This is a genomic window from Burkholderia sp. Leaf177 (genome assembly GCF_001424345.1).
Taxonomy (GTDB): domain Bacteria; phylum Pseudomonadota; class Gammaproteobacteria; order Burkholderiales; family Burkholderiaceae; genus Caballeronia.
The window spans coordinates 150,640-168,312 of the sequence record NZ_LMPF01000012.1 but is presented as its reverse complement, the minus strand read 5'-3'; the positions used below and the strand labels follow the sequence as shown (position 1 = coordinate 168,312).

Annotated in this window: 15 protein-coding genes; 7 read left to right on the top strand and 8 right to left on the bottom strand. The window is 58.4% G+C overall.

The features are described 5' to 3' along the window. Positions 1–32: 32 nt before the first annotated feature. The gene (locus tag ASG35_RS11615) at positions 33–902 is read right to left on the bottom strand and encodes an ATP-grasp fold amidoligase family protein (RefSeq protein WP_056356696.1); all 870 of its coding nucleotides are present in this window, start codon (positions 900–902) and stop codon (positions 33–35) included. 500 nt (positions 903–1,402) lie between these two features. Here ASG35_RS11615 and ASG35_RS11610 point away from each other — a divergent pair, with 500 nt between their 5' ends. Genes ASG35_RS11610 through ASG35_RS11600 form a run of 3 tightly spaced genes read left to right on the top strand, consistent with a single transcriptional unit; the run spans position 1,403 to position 5,240 of the window. After that, complete coding sequence (locus tag ASG35_RS11610; protein ID WP_082508328.1) at positions 1,403–1,939, top strand: 2Fe-2S iron-sulfur cluster-binding protein; 537 nt, start codon at positions 1,403–1,405, stop codon at positions 1,937–1,939. Continuing rightward, entirely contained in the window at positions 1,939–2,925 is a 987-nt protein-coding gene (locus tag ASG35_RS11605; protein ID WP_056356694.1) for an FAD binding domain-containing protein, read from the top strand. The genes ASG35_RS11610 and ASG35_RS11605 overlap by 1 nt, the downstream gene beginning before the upstream one ends. Next, the gene (locus tag ASG35_RS11600; RefSeq protein ID WP_056356692.1) at positions 2,925–5,240 is read left to right on the top strand and encodes a xanthine dehydrogenase family protein molybdopterin-binding subunit; all 2,316 of its coding nucleotides are present in this window, start codon (positions 2,925–2,927) and stop codon (positions 5,238–5,240) included. Before ASG35_RS11605 ends, ASG35_RS11600 begins: the two co-directional genes overlap by 1 nt. Before the next feature lie 22 nt (positions 5,241–5,262). On the opposite strand, the gene ASG35_RS11595 is transcribed toward ASG35_RS11600, so the two are convergent. Genes ASG35_RS11595 through ASG35_RS11580 form a run of 4 tightly spaced genes read right to left on the bottom strand, consistent with a single transcriptional unit; the run spans position 5,263 to position 9,121 of the window. Next, positions 5,263–6,120: a phytanoyl-CoA dioxygenase family protein gene (locus ASG35_RS11595; protein WP_056356690.1), complete on the bottom strand. Its 858-nt coding sequence runs from the start codon at positions 6,118–6,120 to the stop codon at positions 5,263–5,265. 12 nt (positions 6,121–6,132) lie between these two features. Then, positions 6,133–6,912, bottom strand: a complete 780-nt coding sequence (locus ASG35_RS11590) for an ABC transporter substrate-binding protein (RefSeq protein ID WP_056356688.1) — start codon at positions 6,910–6,912, stop codon at positions 6,133–6,135. A 24-nt stretch (positions 6,913–6,936) separates the two neighbouring features. Then, entirely contained in the window at positions 6,937–8,064 is a 1,128-nt protein-coding gene (locus tag ASG35_RS11585) for a DUF2817 domain-containing protein (protein ID WP_056356685.1), read from the bottom strand. Between the two features lie 7 nt (positions 8,065–8,071). Next, positions 8,072–9,121: an aromatic ring-hydroxylating dioxygenase subunit alpha gene (locus ASG35_RS11580; RefSeq protein ID WP_056356683.1), complete on the bottom strand. Its 1,050-nt coding sequence runs from the start codon at positions 9,119–9,121 to the stop codon at positions 8,072–8,074. Positions 9,122–9,257: 136 nt separating this feature from the next. Here ASG35_RS11580 and ASG35_RS11575 point away from each other — a divergent pair, with 136 nt between their 5' ends. Then, entirely contained in the window at positions 9,258–10,187 is a 930-nt protein-coding gene (locus ASG35_RS11575) for a LysR substrate-binding domain-containing protein (RefSeq protein ID WP_056356681.1), read from the top strand. Between the two features lie 30 nt (positions 10,188–10,217). Here ASG35_RS11575 and ASG35_RS11570 read toward each other — a convergent pair whose 3' ends face one another. Continuing rightward, positions 10,218–11,306, bottom strand: coding sequence for a GNAT family N-acetyltransferase (locus tag ASG35_RS11570; protein ID WP_056356679.1), 1,089 nt, complete (start codon positions 11,304–11,306; stop codon positions 10,218–10,220). Between the two features lie 144 nt (positions 11,307–11,450). Next, entirely contained in the window at positions 11,451–12,701 is a 1,251-nt protein-coding gene (locus tag ASG35_RS11565; protein WP_156393116.1) for a hypothetical protein, read from the bottom strand. A 265-nt stretch (positions 12,702–12,966) separates the two neighbouring features. Here ASG35_RS11565 and ASG35_RS11560 point away from each other — a divergent pair, with 265 nt between their 5' ends. From ASG35_RS11560 to ASG35_RS32520, 3 genes are all read left to right on the top strand, one after another. Beyond that, positions 12,967–14,268 (top strand): hypothetical protein, encoded by a 1,302-nt coding sequence (locus tag ASG35_RS11560; protein WP_235527517.1) that lies wholly within the window; start codon positions 12,967–12,969, stop codon positions 14,266–14,268. Between the two features lie 80 nt (positions 14,269–14,348). Beyond that, positions 14,349–15,428, top strand: coding sequence for an EpsG family protein (locus ASG35_RS11555; protein ID WP_056356675.1), 1,080 nt, complete (start codon positions 14,349–14,351; stop codon positions 15,426–15,428). Between the two features lie 12 nt (positions 15,429–15,440). Beyond that, positions 15,441–16,658: a GNAT family N-acetyltransferase gene (locus ASG35_RS32520; protein ID WP_156393114.1), complete on the top strand. Its 1,218-nt coding sequence runs from the start codon at positions 15,441–15,443 to the stop codon at positions 16,656–16,658. 20 nt (positions 16,659–16,678) lie between these two features. Here the strand turns inward: ASG35_RS32520 and ASG35_RS11545 are convergent, their stop codons facing one another. Beyond that, positions 16,679–17,590, bottom strand: a complete 912-nt coding sequence (locus ASG35_RS11545; protein WP_235527516.1) for an MraY family glycosyltransferase — start codon at positions 17,588–17,590, stop codon at positions 16,679–16,681. Positions 17,591–17,673: the final 83 nt, after the last annotated feature.

The window sequence follows — 17,673 nt, the reverse complement described above, 5'->3', positions numbered from 1 at the left end:
GGATGTCATACGCATGTACCGGGGCGCGCCATCTAATAACCCTGCAAGAGCCGCCCCCACTCGTAATCGATCTGGTCTGGAACGAAAGGCAACACACCGGCTCCGGGCGTGAAGGTTAGCTCGCCGAAATAAATTTCGTCGCTCGGTGCATACAGGTCGACGCGAACGTAATCGAAGCCTTCGGACAACGTCGATGCGGTGTCGAGTATTGCCGCGAGATTCGGCGGCGCAGGCGGCGGTTGCTCGCTGCGGGGATAGTAGCCGATCACGAAATCAAGCCGGTTCCACTGCGCATCGAAGATATCGCCCCGCGTGGAAAGTCCGAATCGATCCGAGATGACCGAGATGTACATGACGGGGCGCTCACCATTCCTTCTGAAACAGTGCACTTTGTAGTCGGCTGGAACCTTGCCGCGCGTGTCGAGAAGGAGTTGCTCGAAGAAGATTTGCGGTTTTATGCCGCTGTAATGCCGCTCCCTTGAAACCTGGTAGAAGTCAGTTTGCAACCACTGCCCGGCGAGCTGCCGTAGTTTCTCGAAGGAGGTTTGCGACTTGTCCCTGACGACTTCAACGAAGCTGCTGCCATGATTCGCCTTCATCACGAACGAACCGGGTAACGAGTCGAAAATCGCCTGCGTGAACGCGACGGGTGCGCAGATCAACGGGACTAAATGTTTTGATGGCAGTTTGCCGCTGACGTAGTTTCGAACGGCCAGCTTGTCAGTGAGCGATACATAACGCGGATCGGGTTTCAGGCTTCGCTGCAGGATTTTTTCGTTGAACGTTGCTGGCCGCAGCAGGTTAGGAAAACGGCCGACGTACTTCCTATGTAGGAGACTAAGGAATATCAAATCGGGCAACGCCGACTTGGTCAACTTCTTCATTCGTCTGATGAGTGACATTCAATACGCACCTATGGTTTTCAAGCGATCTTCCTTGCTTGCTACGAAAGGAAATAACGTACTGCGCGACGGCCTTATTCCGCCCCAACGTGGATTTCTTTATTCGGCCGCGCTGTGGCTTTGCCAGGGGTGCTATCGCGCCATGCAAAAAATCTCCGTTTCTGCAGATGACACTACGCCATCGAAATTTCCTTAGTGATCCAGATAACAATAATCGTGGGTGATCTGCAGTAGGAAGTGCTTGCGACATCGGTAATGTGGTGTGACCCCTTGGTGAACGCAAGGCTTCACCTATTTGACACGCGCCTTCCGCAAGCAAGCAAGCCTGGACACTGCGAAGCCACCGAGGCACATGTGTACGTAAAGGACAGCGAGGACACGCCCTGCAGTTGTAAAACCCGCCCGCGCGGCCCGGTAATTGCTCCAACCGCAAACCAGCAAGACGTCGCCAGCAAAATCGGCGTTGGATTGTCCACTCATCCGACTTAAGAGGAGCGAACATGCATTTCGTTATCAACGGAAACGAATTTGAATTGGAGTTCGACCCCAGGACATCGCTCCTCGATATGTTGCGCGAGCAGCAGCACCTGTTCGGCGTCAAAAAAGGGTGCAATCAAGGCGCGTGCGGCGCTTGCACCGTCCTGATAGATGGGACACGCATCAACAGTTGCCTTGCTCTTGCCGTGCAGTACCAGGACTGCGCGATCACGACAATTGAAGGGCTGGGTGCGCCGGGCGAACTTCATCCCCTGCAGGCGGCCTTCGTCGAACATGACGGATTTCAGTGCGGGTACTGTACGCCCGGGCAAATCTGCTCGGCCGTTGGCATGGTCGCGGAGCTCAAATGCGGCGTGCCAAGTTACGTCAGCGCTGACGTAGCTGCAGAAAGCTTTGCATTGTCGGATACGGAATTGCGCGAACGGATGAGCGGCAATCTCTGCCGCTGCGGCGCCTACAACGGCATCGTGGATGCAATCCAGGACACCTTCGGCACGACCGGGGCAGAAATCGAACCCAGTACGAGGGAGGCTGCCTGATGAATCCCTTTACCTATGAACGCGCGTCGGATCCGAAATCAGCGCTCACGCTCGGCGCTCAGTCGGGAGCCAAGTACCTCGGCGGAGGCACCAACCTTGTTGACCTGATGCGCGAGACCATCGAGCATCCGGCGGTGCTTATCGACGTGACGGGTATTTCCCGCGAGATAGACGATACGCACGATGGTGGTCTGCGGCTCGGCGCCGGCGTCAAGAACACCGCTGCGGCGGCTGACCGGCGCGTGCGCGAGCGCTTCCCGATCCTGTCGCAAGCCATCCTTGCAGGCGCGTCCGCCCAGATCCGCAACATGGCGACGGTGGGCGGCAATCTTTTGCAACGCACCCGTTGCGGCTATTTCTACGATGACGCCGCGCACTGCAACAAGCGCGCGCCCGGAACCGGTTGCGATGCTATCGACGGCTTTAATCGTATGCACGCAATCCTGGGTGCATCGAGTGAATGCGTGGCGACCCATCCTTCCGATATGGCCGTGGCGCTGGCCGCGCTGGATGCGCTCGTCTCGGTAGAAGGTCCCAACGGCGCACGCGATATCCCTCTGGTCGACTTTCACGTCCTCCCCGGCGCTACACCCCAGGTCGAAACGGTACTGCAGCCGGGCGAGCTGATCACTGCCGTAACCTTGCCGCCTCCTGTGTCAGGACGCTCTATTTATCGCAAGGTGCGGGACCGTGCTTCGTATGCTTTCGCGCTGATTTCGGTGGCCGCAATTCTTGAAGTGCAGGACGGCACCGTGAAGGAGGTTCGGATTGCGTTGGGTGGCGTTGCCCACAAGCCGTGGCGAGCGAACGCGGCAGAGGCCGCCCTGAGAGGCGGTCCGGCAACCGAGGCGGCATTCCGCGTAGCAGCGCAGACGGAACTCGCTTCCGCTCGCGGTCTGAGCGACAACGCTTTCAAGATTGAACTGGCTCAGCGCGTGATTGTCGACACGCTGCTCAAGCTGACCGCTCTCCAGGAGATCCGCTGATGCCTATCCTCAAAGACGCCATGCAGGCAGTAATGAAAAAGGCCATCGCACTTGCGCCCGATAGCTTCATTCCCGGCGGCAAGCCGGACCCGCTGATTCGTCACAAGCATGGCCTCATCGGCGCTTCGGTGAGCCGGATCGACGGGCCGTTGAAGGTGTCCGGTCGAGCGACTTTCGCGGCCGAGTTCCCAATGGAAGGGATGACGTACGCGGCGCTCAAGTATTCATCGATTGCGCGTGGACGTATTGTCACTATCGATACGACCGCCGCCGAAGCCGCGCCTGGAGTGGCGCTGGTGATGACTTACAAGAACGCGCCGCGCCTCAAGCCCATGCCGGCCTTCATGACCAAGCAAAAGGCGGCTGGCGGCGATAACCTGCCGGTCATGCAGGACGACCAGATTCACTGGAACGGCCAGCCGGTCGCGCTGGTGCTGGCCGAGACGCAGGAGCAGGCCGATCATGCACAGTCCCTGATCCGCGTGACGTACGAGGCGGGCGACGACGGTGTGACTTCTCTCGACGCAGCCAAGGCGAATGGTTCGGAACCTGGCGTCTTCCAGGGCGAGCCGTTAAAGCTCGAGATCAAGGACGCCGAGGCCATGCTGGCTGCTGCGCCCCACAAGATCGACGTGCGCTACACGACGCCTCGCCATAACCACAACCCCATTGAACTTCATGCAGCAACGCTTGCATGGACGGGCGATGAACTTCGGATTCACGACACGGTGCAAGCCGTCGCTCACGAGGCGTGGACGATTGCGGAAGTATTCGGTATCGACGAGAAAAAGGTGCATGTCACTTCGCCGTTCGTTGGCGGGGGTTTTGGTTCGAAGACGGTGTGGCAACACCAGGTGCTGGCAGCGGCGGCGGCGAAGCTCGCGCAACGTCCTGTGAGAATCACGTTGTCGCGGGAAGGGGTGTTTCGCATTGTCGGCGGCCGAACGCTTACCGAGCAGCGCGTGGCGCTCGGCGCTCAGGCCGACGGTACGCTCGACGCCCTCATTCACACCGGCACGGTTGCAATGACGCCGCATAACAACATGCCTGAACCGTTTATCTTGCCGGCCAAGAGCGCGTATGCGTCGCGAAGCTTCCTGCTCGATGTCGAGACCGTCAAGATGAATATGACGGCCAACACGTTCATGCGCGCGCCTGGCGAGGCCGTTGGTACGTTCGGGCTGGAATCCGGCATCGACGAGCTTGCGCACGCAATGGGAATGGACCCCATCGAGTTGCGGATCAAGAATGAGCCCGAAAAGGATCCTACGACAGGGCTGCCGTTCTCTCAGCGCGGCATTGTCGATGCCTGGAAAACCGGCCGCGAGCAATTCGGCTGGGACGCGCGTGGGGAGCCGGGCACGCGGCGCGACGGCGACTGGCTGGTAGGCATTGGCTGTGCAACGGGCACGTATCCGTACTACCGGATGCCAGGCGGCGCGGCGCGTATCACGCTGACCGACAAAGGGCGCGCTACGGTCAGCATCGCCGCGCATGAAATGGGCATGGGCACATCGACCGCTCAAACACAGATTGCCGCGGAGCGTCTCGGGCTGTCGATGGACGACATCGACTTCGAATACGCCGACTCGAAATTGCCGGGCGTTGTGCTCGCGGGCGGGTCGCAACAGACGGCCGCGATTGGCGCAGCCGTGATTGCCGCTCATCACAAGCTCGTCAGGGAACTGCTGCGGTTCGCGGGCAACACATCGCCACTTTCTGGCTTGTTGCCGGAAGACGTCGGCGGCCGGGATGGCGGTCTGTGCGCGCTGGACGACGAAAGCAAGTTCGAAACCTACGGTGCCATCCTCGCCCGGGCGAAGCGCGAAGAAGTCACTGTCGAGGCAGAGGCTCCGATGCCGTTCGAACTGCAGCACTGGTCCATGCACAGCCACAGCGCGCTATTTTGCGAGGTGCGCGTCAACGCAGTCACGGGCGAGGTCCGTGTGAGCCGGTTTCTCGGTTCTTTCGACTGCGGCCGGATCATCAATGCCAAGACGGCTGCCAGCCAGTTTCGCGGCGGCATCATCATGGGTCTTGGTCTTGCGTTGATGGAGGAAACCGAGTTCGACGAAAGAACGGGCCGGGTGATGAACCCATCGCTCGCGGACTATCACGTGCCTGTTCATCTCGACGTGCCGAAGATCGACATCATCTGGAGCGAAGAAGCCGATCCTCACACGCCGATGGGCGCGCGCGGCGTTGGCGAAATCGGGATCACCGGGGTAGGAGCCGCCGTCGCGAACGCGGTCTTCAACGCGACGGGCAAGCGGATTCGCGACCTGCCTATTACGCTGGACAAGGTGCTTTTATAGTTTGCCGGGGGCACGGGGCGCCTCAAGGGGCGTCCCTTTGTCCCTCCTGAACGTTCCAGACAACTGGAAACAGCGGATGTTCCATAGGGGCGCCTTCCGGCAATTCGCCCGCGAGTCCTGGAAACTCCGGCGAGGTTCGCCACTGCCTCGGTGCATGCCGGACATCGTCGCCAATGAAGCGAACCGAAAACGCCCTGCGACGATGCGTGCCCGATACGCCGCCCGACGCATGCAACGTCAGCATGTTGAAGCACACCATGTCGCCGGGCTCGAGCGTCCAGCCGCGTACGTCGAAGGCATCACGATCGCCTTCAATGTCAGGCAGATCGGCGAGACTTCCCTCGGGAAACCACTTCGCCTCGTTTTCCATGAATGTTCGCGGCATGAGCCACGGTCCGCGATGTGAACCGATGACAAATTCCAGCGTGGACTCGCGTGAAACGGGATCGACGGGAATCCACATGCTGACGTTATTGGAACCTGCAATGTTGTAGTAGGGCTGGTCCTGATGCCACGGCGTGCGCTGCCGCGTGTTCGGTTCCTTCACCAGCACGTGATCGTGATAAAGCCGCACCGTCTGACCGCCGATCAACGCCGCAGCAGCGGAAGGCGCGGGCGACTCGAATATGAACCGCCGATACGCTTCGTTATCCTGCCAATTGCAAAAGTCTTCGAAGAACCATCCGGGGTCATCGGGACGGCTCGCAGTTTTCGCGCGGGTGCTCGGTTCCGCGATGTTGTGATCGATGCCGGAGCGCAACAGCGCGATTTCATCGGCATTGAAAAGACCCCGGATGCATATCGCGCCGTTGCGGCGAAACTCCCGCGCCATGTCCGGCGTTATCGCCCTGGCCACGCGCGTTGTTATGTCTGATTCCATCGCCGGGTCCCCTCAGTCGCCATAGATGTTGAAATCGAAGTACTTGTGAGCCAGCCGGTCGTAGGTTCCATCGTGCCGTATGGCTTTGATGGCGCCGTTCAACTGTGCGGCCAACGCGGAGTCGTCCTTGCGCACGCCGATGGCCACGCCATCGCCGGCCACGCGCTTGTCCTTGACTTCATCGCCGGCGAAAGAATAACCCTTGCCACGCGGTGTCTTGAGAAAACCGATGTCCGCCTGCACCGCAGACTGGAAGGCTCCATCCAGGCGCCCCGTGGTCAGGTCCTGATAGATCGCGTCCTGCGTCGGATATGAAACGACCGTCACACCTTCCGGCGCCCACACGGCCTTGGCGAAGGTTTCCTGCATCGAGCCCTGATCCACGCCAATGCGCTTGCCCTTCAGCGAAGCGGCGTCGGGCACGAGCGTCGAGCCTGTTGCCGCCACCAGACGAGATGGGCCGTTATAGATCTTGTCGGTGAAGTCGATCTGCTGTTTTCGCACCGCCGTGGCCGACATTGCCGACAAGATGGCATCGAACTTTCGCGCTTTCAAAGCCGGGATGATGGCGTCGAAACTCTGTTCGACCCAGACGCATTTCGCGTGCAGATTTGCGCAAATCGCGTTGCCCAGATCGATGTCGAAACCAACCAGCGTCCCGTCCGGCGCCTTCGATTCAAAAGGCGCATAAGTTGGATCAACGCCAAACCGAATCACCTTCGGGTCCTGCGCGTGAGCGGCCAGCGGGAGCATTGCGAGAAGCAGGAAATTCAAAAGGCTACGGCGTTTCATGGTGCGATTCCTGGGTAGGTGGTTTTAGTTCGATGTGTCATCGCCCGGGAGCGTTGAACTCAGAAAGGCCATCGCGCGAGAGAAGACCTGCTGTGCGCGCAACGCCGTCATTTCGCGCCAGTGGGGATCGGCGGGGAAAAATTGTTCCAGCAATTCGGCCTTTATGCGGCGGCCGGTTGCGTCGAATGGATCGCCAAACATATGCAGCCAGTGGTCGTCGCGTAACAAGCGATGCGAGCGCGCGGAGTCGTACGTGCCGCATTCAATGACGAACTGCATCAGGTCCACGCTGCTCAACTGGTCGAGCATGGCTTGCGAGGTATAGCCCGTGGCCGTGGCGGCAATGCCCGTGTTGGTGGTGGACGCTGGACCCGTGACGATGGTATGCAGCCACGGCCCGTAAAGCGTCTGCATGTGCGATAGCATCGGGTAAGCGGCCTCTGTGATAGCCATCAGCATGGGATGGCCAAACGCGCCGGCGCCGGTGTGCAAGTCGAAACACATCGCGGTCCGCGCCGTCGCAACGTGCTTCTCCATGATCGCGCGCAGAGTGCGATTGCTCCAGGCCGGCTCGCGGCCGCCGTAAAACAGGCCGTCGGGGTGCACGTACTGTCCCGCTTCCACCACGCTCATTACCGCGGCATGTCCATCACGCGCAATGCGTGCCGCCAAGCTTGCGTCGGCGAGAGTGCGAGCCGGGCCTTCGAGTTCGGGACAAAGATAGATCTCGTGCAGCGACTCGTAACCAGCGTTTGCCGGAAGGGGTTTGTCGAACGCAAGATAGTTTCGATTCAGGTCGACGTTGTCTTCCGTCACGCGTCGCAGCCACGCCGTTCCCCACGGATTCACCAGATGAATAGCGACAACGCACACTCCTTCGGGGACGCCGTGCGTCCGTAGCGAGTCGAGCAGCGCGATCTGGCAGTCCGAACCATAGAAGCCTTCAATGCCGTGAGTACCCGACAACACGACCAGCCGGTTGCGTGCATGCGGATCGCCGACAACAGCGACATCGGTTGCAAGCGTCTCCTGGCGTGGTCCTTTCAATGGATGCAACCACTCCGTCAGCGATGCGTTTGCGAGGCGGGCGGCGCTTAAAAACCGTTCGCGCTGGCGATCGAATGAGGGCGCTTCGAGAAAGTGCGGATTCATCGGCGATCTATATGTGAAGAGAGGGTTGTTCCGCTTTGTCGCGTTGCTCGGCATCGATCAGGCGCTGCACGCCGCGGCGAAATCGCGTCGGGCCGGCGTCGAGCGCGAGGTTGATGTTGGGCGTGCGCCGGTTCGCCATCCCGGCGTGCACGGCGGCGAGGATCACGCGGTCTTCGTCGAAGGCGTGGCGCACGTCTTCATTGAATTGCTCCGATACACGCTCATCAGTCTGATCGAAATTGCGCGCCTGAAACCAGTAATATCGCGTGGTCGATTCGTCCACCGGCGTCAGGAAGTTGTAGGAATTCATGAGGAACACGTCGGGATGCATGGGTTCGGACTCGCTACCCGTACCCGCCGGCGTGAAGATAGCCTTGATCACGGCGTGCGATGGAAAGCGCACTTCGTATTGCTGTTTTCGATCGCATTGCCCGCTGAACTTGACGTAGCGCGCGTAGAAAGGCGCGACCTCCACGTCGCGCATCCATCGCGAAACCGTGACACCGTTCGCGCTTTCCACGGTGCCAAGCGGTTCGCCCTCGCACGCCGCGTTGCCGAACGAGGACGGGTGCACCCACGCGACGTGCGACGGATCGAGAAGGTTGTCGGTGACATACAGGTAATGACAATCGACAGTCATGGCATCGCCCTGATTGATGCCCCACGCCGGGTCGCCCCATTCCGGCACGTCGATGATCGTAGCGGGATCGGCGTCCTCCGGCGAACCCATCCATAGCCATACCAACCCGTAACGCTCATGAGCCGGATAACTGCGCACCCGGGCGCCAGGCGGAATCCGCGCGTTGCCGGGCGCGCGCACGCAGGTTCCGGCACCATCGAATGTCAGTCCGTGATAGCCGCATTCCACGTGCTCGCCTTTCAAGCGTCCCATCGATAAAGGCAGCTTGCGATGCGGACACGCATCTTCGAGTGCAGCTAAGGACCCATCGGGCTTCCGATACACGACGATCGGTTCATCCAGCAACCGCGTTGCATGGAGCCCGGAACCGACTTCCTCGCTGCGCGCAGCGACATACCAAGCGTTTCTGACGAACATGAATGCATCCCCAGCCTCTTACCGGACCGTCAGCCCGGTTTATGTCGAAAGCTTAGGAAGTCAATATTCAAAAGAATAGGGGAGTGTTTTTATTGGTTTGTTTAGAATTTCTAAAACGAGTCGATAGGAGTCGCCCATGGATACGCTGCCGCCTCTGCGCGCTCTGCAAGTGTTCGATACGCTCGGGCGTTGTCAGGGCGTGGTCGAAACCGCGCGGCGGCTCGGGGTATCGCCGGGCGCCGTCAGTCAGCAGATCAAGCAACTGGAGGACGCGGTCGGCCTGCGGCTGCTTGCCAAAGAAGGCAAACGCTTGAGATTGACTGAAGCCGGGCGGATTTATCACGCCAGTTGCGCAGAGGCTTTCGAGAGTCTTCGGCTCGCGCGTGCGGAACTGGAGCGGGGCAAGCTGACGCGCAGCCTGTGCATCAGCGCGCTGCCGTCCGTTCTGTCGAAGTGGCTTGCGCCACGAATTTACACCTGGCGGCGGGAGCATCCGGAGATCGACATCTTTCTCGACGGCACGCATTCGGAACCGTCACACGATGGCAATCGCATCGACTTTCGCATTACCTATGGCGAGCGCATCGATCCGTCCAGAACCCGTGCCGAATTGTTCCACGACAAAGTCGTGCCCGCGTGCAGTCCCGCATTGATCAGCGGCAGAACTCTCGCTCATCCGCGCGACATACTCGACTACCCGTTGTTATCGATCGACTGGCTGCCAAAATTTTCGTCGCCACCTTCCTGGCGCGACTGGTGCGCGGTGAACGACGTTGAAGACGGTGGCATGCGCAACGCTCAACTTGTCTTTTCGCTGTCGAGCCTGGCAATACAAGCGGCCATCGATGGCGAAGGGTTTGTGCTCGCGCAAACGTCCATGATCGCGGCGGACGTTGCCGCCGGGCGGCTTGTCATTCCGTTTCCCGCCGGCGTGGCGCTGCTGTCGCCGTACTTCGTCACATGGCAGCCGAGCGCATTCGATCATCCGCACTGCCGCGCGTTTCATCGATGGATCTTGATGCAAGGACGCGAACAGCAGTCGATCAACGACATACTCGCCACTTGATGCGCTCTCGCATTTGGCGACGACATTCCGCTAGTCCGCCGCCTCGCTTTTTTTCGCGCCGAGGTTGCGGGCACGCTTGACAAGCACGCGCGAATGCCCGCGCATGGTGTGCATGAATGCGAAATCTCCACGCATCTGTTCAAACGTATATCGCCGCACGAGGTGACCGCCGAAGCCCGCGAGGAACTTGAGAATGCCTGCTGTCGAAACACCGTCGAAGTCGATCTCGAGCCCGCGTTCCCGGGCGACCTTCATTGCCTGCCAGACGAGCAGGGCCACGGCACCGCTGTGCGCAGTGGCTTTGCGCGTAGTCAGGAAATAATAGACGTTCGATTTGTCCCAAATGAGCGCGGTCGCTGCGTTGAGCGTGCCGTCGGTGTCAAACGTACCGAGCAGCATGCCGGCGTTGTGCCGAAGGACTTCCGTCAGCAGCCGCCGCATGATGGTGGAGCCGTAGACGTTGTCGAGCCTGCGGGTGGCGAGATTCGAATCGTAGAAGTCGACGAACGACTCGACACCTGGAAGTTCGCGCACTTCGAATCGCTCGGCCGATCGCCGCACCCGGTTGCGCGTATTCCACCGCAGGCCGCGCCAGACACTTGCTTCGTCTGCGCCAGCCGGAAGTTTAAGTGTGAATCCAACCGCGACCTTGAAGCCATGCAGAGAGAAAGCAGCTGCTTCGGCATCCGAAACAAGTGGATGCGCGATCTGATGAAAGTGAGCGCAATCCGGTAGTTGCGCAATCAGCTCGCGCGTTACATCCAGTCTGTGACACCATTCCGGATCCCCTGCATCGGCTGCCTGGCGCTTGATGACGGGACCGAGCGTTCGCGTAAGCGGCGGCAGCGTCGATACCCGCCACAAGCCCTTTTTTGTCAGCGTGTAGGGCATCTCGCCGATGATATCGGCGCCATTCTTCACCACCGCCATATGCCAGTGTTCGCCGACGGTTGCGTTGAGCCACCATGGTTCATGAAAGATCGAGCGCTCTGTCAGCCCTGGCGACATCACGGGAACGTGCTTTGGCGCCGCAGACTGGCCGGGTGCCACCTTCGCTTTGCCGGTTTGCGGTTTAAGCGGTGCAGGCACTGTCACCACGGGAATGTTTTCTCTGTTCATGACGCTCGGATCCCTCGTATTGCCGATACCGACGCCCGAGCGTACAAGTACACGCGGGCATGCAACCGTCCGGCAGCGGACATTAAAACTTCTATTGCAGCCGTTTTGCTCTGACGCGGCGGCACGGCCCTTCGTAGCCGATTACTACTGACGCGCCATGGCATAGAGGATCATGTCCTTTACGGCGGCCGATTCAACCATTGGCCGGGATGAATTGCCTGCGCGTGCCGTCACGCCATGCCAGATCATGATGCCCTTGGGCTGGTGATAGCCGGTCCCGGGATCGCGGTGTATCTTCGTCATTCCGAGATCCGATAGTGGAATTTCAACGTCGAGTCCATCGTCGGTTCGCAAATTGACCAGATTCGCGTCTATGACGGACTGCGGCTCGCCCAGCGCCAGATTCACCGAACATCCTTCCTGATGAACCCGGAACCAGAGAGATTGACCATCGGCATCGCGCAGTCGCTGCGCTCGTTCGATGAATTCCGCTGCATACGCGGGTGACTCGAATTCGAAATTGAAATCGGGCTGCATCGCGAGGTTTGATTTGAACGGTTGACTGAAGCCGATCGCAGCGGCAAGTTTGGCTGGATCGTGCAAACGAAGCTCCCCGTGATACGGCGGGCGTTTGATGGCTTCCTGTCCCATCGACGACAAGATCAGCAACGTACCGCCGCGGCGGCGCGCAAGTGTTGCGAGCTTGCCAATCTGTGCATCCGCAATATCCATTGCAGCGAGGACCGTCTCGCCCTTGAATTTGTCGCTGGCCGACGTGTTCTCCTGCCCGAAGTCTTCGGGGAAGGCGTATCGCCAATAGCGGTGCATGGCGCCTGCAACATGATTCGTGAAGAAGGTCGAAAACTCAGGCTTAGAATGACGATACGCGTCGAGGAACACGTCGAACGCGAGCGGCGCCTGCAACAGCGGACGTCTGGCCCGGTAGCGCCGATCCCTGCGTTCATTGCCAAGCTGGATCGCAAGCTTGGCAAGCGTCCTGGGACGAACGCCGATAAACGGCAGCTTCGCAGCCTCGACAATAAGATTCGTGTCCACATGAACATCGCTGGCCACCGCGGAGTCAGATGCCGTCTGCCGCAGGTTGATCCTTTGGAATGCTGAATATTTGGAAGGGTAAGTTTCAGGCGAGCGAGCGAACGTGTCGGGGATATAGAAACTGTAGCTTCCGGAATGCGGAACTGGATAGGATTGAAGACTGCCGAATACTCCAACCGAATAACCTTGCCTGGAGAGAATTTCCCAAACCGGCGGGAAAAGCTCGGCGGCGGACAAGTCCTGGTTGATGAAACGAATCTTGTGGACCTCGTTGTACACGCCGCGATGCACGGTCGGCCACGTCGACCATGGGTGCAACTCGCCTTGATCGTGAGTCATCGTCGTGTACGAAAGACACTGCGGAAGCAGTCTTGAGAGGTAAGAATCGGGTCGCAGTGCAACATACCAATCTACGACGCGCCAGGGGACTTCGTTCAATTCGTAAACTATCAGCGGGAGGCGGCCACGGACGCTTGCAATTTCGGAAAGATCGAAGTCTCTGGACATTGCTGATGTCCCCCGGGTCGAGTGGAAATTCGAAAAGCTTCCTAAAGCTTCCTGAGCATTCTCAATAAATTACGTTGCACCGTAATGACGCCACTGGATGTGTGTTATCCCACGTTTCCAATCAAGTTGCATTTGCATCAATGCACTGTATTCAATGCATGATTGTGACAAGTGCACGCTGCGTTGTTCGCATAGCATCCCTTATGGTCCGCAGGATGTTTGTGGATGGAACGAACAGCATTCGCCGCATGAGGATTTAAGGGAATCGCCGAATAGTTCGACGCTGGATTTCATGGCAGATTTGTCTGCGATCGTCGTGACATTCATCTATTTGAAACCAGCGAATCAGCCAGCGACGCTGCGTCTTCCGGGAGGCGATATGGTGTGTCGGCGACACGTTATTGAAACGCTGCTGCTTGGCGCACTGCTTGAAACCCGAGGCGTGCTCACTGCACAAGCGGCAACATCCGCTTCTGCCGACGTTGTGGTCGACACGTGGTTCGGAGTAAAGGGAGACGGCAAGGCAAACGACAAAGCGAACCTCCAGAACGCCATCGACAGGTCAGTCGGCAAGACGTTGCTGATCACCGGCCGGAGCAGGATTGATGCAAGCGGCCTCGATATGCGAACGGGAAGTCATTTGCGATTCGCACCCAATGCGTCGATCAAATTGCTTCCGCACAATGAGGTTTTTTATCAGATTCTGCGCATCTGGGATGTTCGAAAGGTAGTGCTGGAAAACGCGACGCTCGACGGAAGCAAGGAATTGAATTCGGCAAAAAAGGATCCGGTGCAAGGCGGGTACGGCATGGGGATTTCGATTGCCGGAAGTTCAGACGTCGCTATCTTGTCGACTGCGACAGTGAACTGCTGGGGCGACGGAATTTATATCGCCAACAGTTATGGTCACAAGGACAGATGCAGTACCGCAATTCGTGTGATCGATCATCGGGCAAGCCGTTGCCGGCGGCAAGGGGTATCGATTATTAGCGGCCGGGATGTGCTCTTCGAAAATCCAGTATGGGAAAACATCGGCGGAACGGATCCATCTGCGGGTCTGGACATAGAACCGAACAGCAATCAGGACGTGCTGGAACAGATTCGCATCCTTAATCCGACGACCCGCAATTGCCGTACGGGAATCCTGGTTTACCTGAAAGAAATTCCCGGGCCGATTGCGAAGAACGTGCAGATTGAAATAATGAATCATCGGGACGAGTCGTCAACGGACGCCGCGTTCAGCGTGTCCGGACTGAAGACCGAAGGTCATGTGGTCACGGGCCGGATCGCCAGTATTTCTCCGACCTGGGTCAACCCTCGGCTAGCTGAGGTCAAAAGTGTTGGATACGACAACGCAGGGCCCGAGATCGTTGTAACCGGCCGAAGACTTGTTCCGTGAAATCGTGCAAGGTTAAATCGGGAGCCGTAGGCATCCGGCGTACTTGACGAAGTGCATTCGGTCATCTTCAGGAAAGAACGATGAAATCGACATCGGCGATCGGCACATCCACGTTGCGGACGTCGCTCGGAAGGCCTCGTGCGAGCGCTTACTTCCGCACGCCGCAGGGGTGGGTGTTCCTGCTTCTCGCTGCTGTCGTGCTCGCCACGCTAGGCTTTGGCGACAGATCGATTGGTGTTCTGGATCAGGATAATTACGTCGCTTATTTCAAGGTGACAACGTGGGATTGGGTCGTGCAGTTCTATCAGGACAGCGCGTCGCATTCCAGCTTTGCCATCAGCCTGGTGACGGAAGAATTAGGCTGGCGAGTGTGGGTGGTTCTCGTCAACTCGTTAGGAATGACACCGGAAGCCGGCGTTCGTCTGACGGTCGTTGTCCTGAACCTGCTTGTCATGTATTCGCTTGCCAATCTTCGCCGGCCATTGATTGGTCTGATCCTTTGGATAGTGATGCCGACCGCGCTTGCTACAGTCGGCTTGTTCCAGATCCGGCAAGGGTTTGCGTTTGCAATCACCATGCTGTTCGCCGTCAGGCTCAACCGTCCCATTCTCGGCGCGCTCATTGCCAGCGCCGTTCACACTACGTTCGCGGTGCCGGCTCTTTTGCTTATCGCCGTGCGCGTATGCAACCGCAGCCTGTGGGTCGCGCTGGCGGGCGTTAGCGCAATGGCGCTCGTATTGGCATCGTCCGCAAGCTTTTTGTTCCAGAACTTCGGCGGCCGCAGGCTTGAAGAATATGCGGGTTACCAGGACGATTTCACCATCCGCTTGATCGCACTTTTAGTGGGATACATGTTTGCGTCGGTTGCCGTCCTCTACGCTTCCGGGCGCGAGGCGCGTACGCAGCGGGACGAATCGATTCGCCAGATGTGCATCATGCATATTGGACTTGTCGTCTATCTGGTCGCAGCGTTTCTGGTTTTTCCGTTTGGGAAAGGACGAGTCTGGTATTGCGTTCCCTTGCTTGTTCCATTCTTTGTTCCTGAGATCAAGTTTAGAAACGCCATCGTTGTCTGGCTGACCGTAATCTTGCTGTCCGTGGTGACCGCCGACGCCGTGAAAAGTTATTACGAAGAGGTGTACACCTACTTCATCGGCTAGTTCGTGGCGCCGATGTTTACAAGGCCATGTATCGAAAGCAGCGCTACGCTTGCTATGGAACAATCGTTTCGCTCTTTCAGGAGCACACCGATGTCAACCGAAGCCCTTGCGTTTGAAACCGTGCGAACGGTCGATGGCTTCCGCGCACTTCAGCCTGAATGGGACGATCTCTGGCGCTGCGCGAAAGGTGAATACTTTCAGTCGTTTGCCTTTTGCAACAGCGCGCTCGAGACGGATGACACCGTCGCTCGACGAAAGCTTCATTGTGTGACAGGTCGACGCGATGGAAGGCTCGTCGCTATTTGGCCGCTCGTTACGTTCAGGAATATCTGCTGGAAATACGCGACGCCGCTAGGCCCCGAAAACCGCGCTCCCAGCGATATCCTTGCCGCACCTGACGACGATAGAGACGAACTCGTCAGGGCCACCTGGCGCGCGGCGCTGAAATCAACCGGCGCCGATGTTTTCCAGCTATGGCGTATTCGCGCGACGTCTTTATTGCACCGCTATGCAACTCGCGAGAATATTGCGCGCCGCTTGCAAGAAGAACCGACGCCTTATGCAATGTTGCGAAGCGAGCAAGATTGGGAAGCCTTTTGTCGCTCTCGGCCAGGCCGGTCTAGAACCCGCCCGCTGTACTTGAAAAAGCGGCTTGCTTCACATGGTGCGATCAGTATCGATATGGTCGAAGCAAACGATGCACGACTCCAGCCGCTTATAGACTGGTTCGTCCTGCACAAGCGCGAATGGGCTCGCCACAACGGTCTGAATAGTCAGTGGGTGTTTTCGGAATCCAGCCGCGCATTCTGGAATGCCTTGTTGTCCCAGGCCTCACCCGATGCAGGCGAATTCCGCTTGTTCGTGCTGACATTAAACGGCGAGCCGTGCGCCATGAACATCATTGCAGTGAACGCCGCGTGCGCTTACCTTCTCGCCAACACTTACGACCGAGAGGTTGCGCGGCTTTCGCCAGGCACGGTACTGATCGACGACTGCGTAAAGTGGGCTTACGATCGCGGGCTTGATTTCGATTTCGGTCCGGGCGATCAGAGCTACAAATTTTCGTGGACCGGCGGGCTTTCGTACACGACTGCCTCGTTCCTCGTGCTGCCAACCGTATGGGGGCGTTCGGGCCATGCCGCGAAGCAAGGCGTAAAGAGCCTGCGCCTTATGGCGGGACGTGTTGCAGGCAGGCAGACGCCGGAAGTCCTCGAAGCCGACGCGTCGTGAAGCCAAAGGACAAGTAACGGTTATCTATGCCGCGTTTTCTCCGCAGCGGCCGCTTCGATTACCCCGCCATGACCCGGGATCATCCAGTGCGGTGTTTTGAAACGAACAACGCAGCGATATAACCAAAGGTAAGTGATCACGAACGCGAGCGCCGCGCAGGCAAGGACCGTTGGACTCTGATAAAAAAGCGTAGCCGGAACAATGCCAACAAGCGCGAGCGTCCAGAGGTAAGGCGATGTATTAGGGTTTCCGCGATCACGCACGCCGGTATCTTCTGAACGCGCGCCTCGGCGTGCAATGCGTTTGTACACGATTGTATGCAGATGCAATCCGTCTGGTTGGCTGACCGAGCGTCCTTTGAGCATGCGCCGCCGATAAATCGAGAAGATCGTTTCGAAGAGCGGATAGATTGCGACCACCGCGGCATACCAGGAGCAGACGTTAGGATGTCTTACTATTAATACGACCAAAAGTTCGGCCATCACGAATCCCACAAAGTATGCGCCGCCATCCCCCAGGAAAATGTAGGCCGTTGGATAGTTCCAGATCGCGAAGCCGAGGATCGCGCCAACCATAGTAAGCGCCACGCTCATTGCAAACCAGTCACCGACCTCGTGTGCAACATAACCGATCGACCCGAAGATAAGAATCGCCGTCACGGATGCAAGGCCGTTCATTCCATCGACAATATTCATGGCGTTCGTCAAACCGGCAACGGCCACCATGGTCAGGCCGATAGCCAGCGGCGACATGGCGAGCCAGTTGTCGATCATTGGCAGATCCACGCGCGCGATCACTGCCTGAAGCAAATAAGCGCCAATCACCGCGCCGCCCAATGCGCTGAACAAGCGGGCGCGCGGGGTCACACGCTTGGTCGTGTCTTCCAGAAAACCACTACAGAACGGCGGTGCTGCGGCGCAGATCAGCATCATGGTTTCGCCGCGAGGATTTGATCCGAATAACGCGCCTATCGTACAGGTCACGCAAGTTGCACACACTATCCCCAACCCTCCAA

Excerpts from the sequence above, each read along its gene's own strand:
- ASG35_RS11560 (WP_235527517.1), top strand. The coding sequence starts at position 12,967 with ATGTGTGTTATCCCACGTTTCCAATCAAGTTGCATTTGCATCAATGCA.
- ASG35_RS11555 (WP_056356675.1), top strand. The coding sequence starts at position 14,349 with ATGAAATCGACATCGGCGATCGGCACATCCACGTTGCGGACGTCGCTC.
- ASG35_RS11605 (WP_056356694.1), top strand. The coding sequence starts at position 1,939 with ATGAATCCCTTTACCTATGAACGCGCGTCGGATCCGAAATCAGCGCTC.
- ASG35_RS11575 (WP_056356681.1), top strand. The coding sequence starts at position 9,258 with ATGGATACGCTGCCGCCTCTGCGCGCTCTGCAAGTGTTCGATACGCTC.
- ASG35_RS11565 (WP_156393116.1), bottom strand. The coding sequence starts at position 12,701 with ATGACTCACGATCAAGGCGAGTTGCACCCATGGTCGACGTGGCCGACC.
- ASG35_RS11590 (WP_056356688.1), bottom strand. The coding sequence starts at position 6,912 with ATGAAACGCCGTAGCCTTTTGAATTTCCTGCTTCTCGCAATGCTCCCG.
- ASG35_RS11615 (WP_056356696.1), bottom strand. The coding sequence starts at position 902 with ATGTCACTCATCAGACGAATGAAGAAGTTGACCAAGTCGGCGTTGCCC.
- ASG35_RS11570 (WP_056356679.1), bottom strand. The coding sequence starts at position 11,306 with ATGAACAGAGAAAACATTCCCGTGGTGACAGTGCCTGCACCGCTTAAA.
- ASG35_RS11600 (WP_056356692.1), top strand. The coding sequence starts at position 2,925 with ATGCCTATCCTCAAAGACGCCATGCAGGCAGTAATGAAAAAGGCCATC.
- ASG35_RS11545 (WP_235527516.1), bottom strand. The coding sequence starts at position 17,590 with ATGATGCTGATCTGCGCCGCAGCACCGCCGTTCTGTAGTGGTTTTCTG.
- ASG35_RS32520 (WP_156393114.1), top strand. The coding sequence starts at position 15,441 with ATGTTTACAAGGCCATGTATCGAAAGCAGCGCTACGCTTGCTATGGAA.
- ASG35_RS11580 (WP_056356683.1), bottom strand. The coding sequence starts at position 9,121 with ATGTTCGTCAGAAACGCTTGGTATGTCGCTGCGCGCAGCGAGGAAGTC.
- ASG35_RS11595 (WP_056356690.1), bottom strand. The coding sequence starts at position 6,120 with ATGGAATCAGACATAACAACGCGCGTGGCCAGGGCGATAACGCCGGAC.
- ASG35_RS11610 (WP_082508328.1), top strand. The coding sequence starts at position 1,403 with ATGCATTTCGTTATCAACGGAAACGAATTTGAATTGGAGTTCGACCCC.
- ASG35_RS11585 (WP_056356685.1), bottom strand. The coding sequence starts at position 8,064 with ATGAATCCGCACTTTCTCGAAGCGCCCTCATTCGATCGCCAGCGCGAA.